Below are 4,608 nucleotides of genomic sequence, written 5' to 3' on the forward strand. Positions count from 1 at the left end.
TAGCGCCCGCCTCCGTAAAAATAAGCTCATGAGCTGTGGCAACAACAGCAGCGCCAACCCGGCTGAGACGGTGAATGGTTTCCAGATAGGCACCGTAGTTATAGAAAAAGAGGGGGAAGTTTTCCTCCGGCCCCAGGAAAAAACCCAGGCTGTCGGAAACCAGCAATGTTTCCCGTTCAGGCAGGTGTACAGCCAGACTGCAGGGACTGTGACCGGCGGCGGCCATAAATTTCAGCGTCTTATTCTGCCCCAACGCCAGGACATCTCCGTCACCCACGATCACTTCCGCCTCCAGGGTCGACCCTGGAAGCCAGCAATAGGTGCGCCGCCCCTTTCCCGTTTCCTCCAGCCAGACCGAGGTGACACTATCTTCTTTAAAAAATTGCTCCAGCACCCGGGGGTTACTTATGGTTTTGCGTGCCCTGTCCGAGCAAACCACACGCGCCTGTGGGAAAAGGGCCCGATAATACGGCAGGCCGCCCAGATGGTCATAATGTGCATGGGGAACTACCAGGTAACCCACCTTTTCAGGCTTTATGCCCAGTACTGCCACCTGTTCAGCCACCAGGGGTGCCGTGGCGCTGACTCCCAATTCGATGAGGGCATGGGTTTCGCCAGTGGCCAGAAAGGTAAAAAAATGTCTGTTACCCAGGACATATAACCCGTCCGCAATTTCAAACGGGAAACTACTCAAGTTATTTATCATCTTAAAACCCCCCGATTCCAAAAGCAGCCTGACAAACAGCCCGGCTGGAAAGCCCGCCCCGGCAGGTTAACTGCCCGGTGGCTTCCGGCACACCTCCCGCGTTCGTATAGTTATCTGAATTTTTTCTAGCTTCCCGTGCAGTTTCCTCCTTGATTTAAAAAATGTTATTCCTGCAGGCAAAAACAAGAACCCCGTTTTTCTTCGGGGCTCCTGTTTTGGGGTAAGCGCGGCCGGCTGCAAAGCGTAACCAGCAACTCTTACTTGTGGAAACCTCTCAAAACGCTCTGCGACTCAGGGCGTATCGGGAAACGGGCGCGAGTCGAATCTCGACAAGTTTTTATTGAAAATTGTCCGGAAGTGGAAACCATAAACAGCCAGGGTAATGGCTTCCGGAAGAAAACGGGGATACTTTAACAGGGTTTTTAAAAGAAGTTTCCAGTAGTATTTCCTCCCCTTCTCCAGGATGCCTAGGTAAAACATGGCCAGAAAGAGTGCTTTGAGGTAGCATAAACGAAACATGGAAAGGTTTATCCGTCTTTTGGGTCTAAATTCCTTGAAAAACTCCAGGATTCGATCATAATACTTCGTTGGGGCATAAATAGTGGTCACAATTTTTTTGTACCCCTCAAGCAATAAATTCGGATCCATCTTGGGGATAAAATTCAGGGAGAAATCGGTGTTGTTCCCTGTGAAGCCCTGGAGGAGACGGTTTTCCCTTTTCAGCCGCTCAAACAGCCTGGTACCTTTGGGAGCATTAAGCAAGCCCACCATAGCGGTGACAATGCCGCTCTGTTGAATAAAGTGAATTTGCCGGTCAAAAATGGAGGGGGTGTCGCTGTCAAAGCCGACGATAAAACCGGCGCTCACCGCCATGCCGTGGTTCTGGATCTTTTTCACCGAGGCCAGCAGGTTCCTGTTTACATTATTGAATTTGTTGCATTCGATTAAACTTTCTTCGCTGGGCGTTTCTATGCCAATAAAAACATGATTGAAGCCGGCATTTACCATCATATCCATTAATTCTTCATCATCGGCCAGATTGATGGAAACCTCGGTAATAAAATTGAAAGGATATTTGTGTTTTTGCATCCATTCGATCATAACGGGTAGAACTTCTTTCTTGAGCCGGACCTTGTTGCCGATAAAGTTATCATCAACAATAAAAACACTCCCCCGCCAGCCACGTTTATAGAGTGCATCAAGCTCCATTACCAGCTGATCGACGTTTTTCAGCCGCGGCCGGCGTCCATATAACGAGGTGATGTCACAGAATTCACAGTTATAGGGGCACCCCCGGGAGTATTGAATACTCATGGAGGCATAATCACGCATGTTGATCAGTTCCCACAGCGGTACCGGCGTCTGTTCCAGGTCCGGGTGCTGGTCGGTGGTATAAAGATGTTCCGCTTTTCCTGCTTCCAAATCGGCCAGGAAACGGGGCAGCGTTATTTCGGCTTCGTTGAGGACCAGGTGGTCCACCTCGTCATACTCCTCGGGCTCCATGGTAAAAAGGGGGCCTCCGGCAACTACTTTCACTCCCAGTGACTTACAGCGCGCAATGATCTCCTTTACGGACTCGCGCTGAATGGCCATGGCACTTATAAAGACGTAGTCGGCCCACTGCAGGTCCGCGTTGGTCAATGGCTTTACGTTCAGGTCGATCAGTCTTTTCTCCCACTCCGGGGGAAGCATCGCTGCCACGGTCAGCAACCCCAGGGGAGGGTAGGCGGCTTTCACCCCGATAAACTTCAACGCATATTTAAAGCTCCAGAAGCTTTCCGGGTACCGCGGGTATACGAGAAGTGCCTTCATAAAAACTTACCTGCCTTTAAACAGTACTTTTAATAAACATTATTAACATCCTGGACACCTTTTTATTACAGGTGACCCTTAAGCAGGGATTTCCCCTTAATGGCTTCAAAAACTCCAATACAAGACGCATAATTTGCCTTAGTTTAGTTATTAGTTAATTTGGTTCATTCCTCCCGGCCCTCTAAAAGTCTTTTCAAGTAAAACAAAAGCCCCGTTTTTCGGGGCTCTGTTCTTGCTGGTGGGCACGGCTGGTTTCGAACCAGCGACCTCTTGAATGTGAGTCAAGCGTCAGAAAAAATGGGAGCTCCGAATTTACTGTTAAAATCAAGGTTTTTGAGGATATCCGGTTAATCTGATTGGTCTAGTTGCTAACATTTTGCTAACCGCCTTGGATCACATTATCTCCTGGATGAGTTTTCTTGTCAATGAGTAATTTGTCTACGTTTTTGGCGGCCTCTTTTTGTACCCTGGGTACCAGGTGAGTATAGGTTTCCATAAGAGTCTTGGTGTCAGCGTGTCCGAGGCGAGCGGCGGTTATCTTTGGATGCTCCCCGGCCTCCAACATGAGGGTGGCATGCGTGTGGCGGAGGTCGTGGAAACGGATGCGGGGAACGCCCGCCTTTTTGATAAGGGATCTGAAAAGCCTGCCCGCGACGTTGTCGGGTCTCAGAGGCTTGCCGTCTTTGGTGCAAAAGACCAGTCCGTGATCTTTATATGCAGGACCCAATTTCAGTTTTTCTTGGAGTTGTAAAACCCTATGTTTCCTTAGTTCCTCTACAGTCTTCGGAGAAAGGGCCACTGCCCTTTTGGATTTTTCTGTCTTAGGTTCGTCGAACTTCAGCCTGCCGTTTATGACCACCAGCGTCTGGCGCACGAACGCCACGCCTTCGTCCAGATCCACGTCCTCCCACCTCAACCCCAGGAGTTCCTCCCGCCTCATGCCGGTAGTTAGCGCCATGAAAAACAACGCATAAAGCCTTCTGCTTTTCCTTTCAGCGACGTCTAAAAATTTCCATATTTCTTCTGCAGTCCAGGTGATTTTTTCTTTGGTTTCGTTCCGCGGGAGCTTTACGCTTTCGGCCACGTTTTTTGGTATGAGCTGCATTTGGACACCGAAGTTCAGTATTTCTTTGACTAGGGAAATGATGTAGCGCACTGTTCGGTTAGAGTAACCCTCTTTGAGTTTTCTGGCACAGAGTTCTTGTAGGTGGAGAGTTTTTAGCTCTCCTATGTTGATGTGGCCGATTTCGGGTATGATGTGAGTGCGGAGCACGGTTTTGTAGTTTTCCTGGGTATTCTCGCGGAGGTTCGCGGAGACGTGAACATCGAACCATTTCTGGGTAAGCTCGGTGAAGGTCATTTTATGAGGTTCGACGTAAGTGCCTTTTTCGATTTCATTTATCAAACGGGCCAATTCTCTCTCCGCGTCTTTCTTCGTGCCTTTGACCGTGACCCACTTTTGCCGCCTTTTATTAGTTACCGGATCTCTCGGTAATTCCACCACCACCGTCCAGGAGTTTTTGCTCCTTTTTCGAACATGACCGCGCATCCTCCGATCCCTCCTCTAAAAGAGGGGGCCGGGCGGGATAAACAATTATTTGCTCCGCCCGGCATTTTTTCCTGCAATCATTTTCTCTAATTCGTGGCGCGGCACCCTGATGTGCCTGCCCACCCTGAACGAAGGTATTACACCCTGGCGTATCAGCTCGTATGCCGTTGAGCGCTTTAATCGCAAAATTCTTGCCGCCTCCATCACGGTCAAAACGGGCGGTAATTCACCGAGATTGGACATGCTACTGTTCATGTCTTCCCTCCTCTGAGGTTTTTGAAAAAGAAAAAGCACGATCGTTTTTCCGACCGCGCCGCATTTGAACTGGGTATATATGCTCTAATTTTTTCTGATCCTTGGAGTTTTCCAGCATACAATTGACCAGGCTTAACAAGCGGGTATTACGGTTCTGCATTTCTCTCTTCCAGGATAAGTTCGGACATGTCGTTTTTTGGTGAGTTGACCAACCTCGAAACGGGGTAAAGATGAAGCCTTCCCTCATAAAGGCGGAGAATTTTCCTCAAGGTGCGAAAATCTCCAG

At 49.2% G+C, this 4,608-nt stretch carries 4 protein-coding genes; all 4 read right to left on the bottom strand.

Annotated features, from left to right (window positions below):
- A partial coding sequence (locus tag ACPLUI_RS11250) for an MBL fold metallo-hydrolase (RefSeq protein ID WP_424660354.1) occupies positions 1-706 on the bottom strand: 706 nt, incomplete at its 3' end.
- 291 nt (positions 707-997) lie between these two features.
- On the bottom strand, positions 998-2,518 hold the full coding sequence (locus ACPLUI_RS11255; protein ID WP_424660355.1) for a B12-binding domain-containing radical SAM protein: 1,521 nt from the start codon (positions 2,516-2,518) through the stop codon (positions 998-1,000).
- 379 nt (positions 2,519-2,897) lie between these two features.
- Complete coding sequence (locus ACPLUI_RS11260; protein WP_424660356.1) at positions 2,898-4,067, bottom strand: tyrosine-type recombinase/integrase; 1,170 nt, start codon at positions 4,065-4,067, stop codon at positions 2,898-2,900.
- A 45-nt stretch (positions 4,068-4,112) separates the two neighbouring features.
- Positions 4,113-4,322, bottom strand: a complete 210-nt coding sequence (locus ACPLUI_RS11265) for a helix-turn-helix domain-containing protein (RefSeq protein WP_166347745.1) — start codon at positions 4,320-4,322, stop codon at positions 4,113-4,115.
- Positions 4,323-4,608: the final 286 nt, after the last annotated feature.

It is taken from the genome of Desulfofundulus sp., from assembly GCF_049701015.1.
In the GTDB taxonomy this organism is placed as follows: domain Bacteria; phylum Bacillota; class Desulfotomaculia; order Desulfotomaculales; family Desulfovirgulaceae; genus Desulfofundulus.

Coding starts and splice junctions, on each gene's coding strand:
- ACPLUI_RS11255 (WP_424660355.1), bottom strand. CDS start 2,518: ATGAAGGCACTTCTCGTATACCCGCGGTACCCGGAAAGCTTCTGGAGC.
- ACPLUI_RS11260 (WP_424660356.1), bottom strand. CDS start 4,067: ATGCGCGGTCATGTTCGAAAAAGGAGCAAAAACTCCTGGACGGTGGTG.
- ACPLUI_RS11265 (WP_166347745.1), bottom strand. CDS start 4,322: ATGAACAGTAGCATGTCCAATCTCGGTGAATTACCGCCCGTTTTGACC.